At 52.3% G+C, this 214-nt stretch carries 1 tRNA gene; it reads right to left on the reverse strand.

What is annotated here, in order from left to right:
- Positions 1-26 precede the first annotated feature (26 nt).
- A tRNA-Pro gene (locus EOPP23_RS21290) sits at positions 27-103 on the reverse strand.
- Positions 104-214 lie beyond the last annotated feature (111 nt).

The following is a 214-nucleotide window of genomic DNA, read 5'->3' on the forward strand; positions in this document are numbered from 1 at the left end:
TTTATACTCTCGGCCAGAGTTAAAAATGGTCGGGGTAGAGAGATTCGAACTCCCGACATCCTGCTCCCAAAGCAGGCGCGCTACCAGACTGCGCTATACCCCGAACGATTGCCTTATTTATACTCTCGGCCAGAGTTAAAAATGGTCGGGGTAGAGAGATTCGAACTCCCGACATCCTGCTCCCAAAGCAGGCGCGCTACCAGACTGCGCTATA

The organism is Endozoicomonas sp. OPT23 (assembly GCF_009653635.1).
In the GTDB taxonomy this organism is placed as follows: Bacteria; Pseudomonadota; Gammaproteobacteria; order Pseudomonadales; family Endozoicomonadaceae; genus Endozoicomonas_A.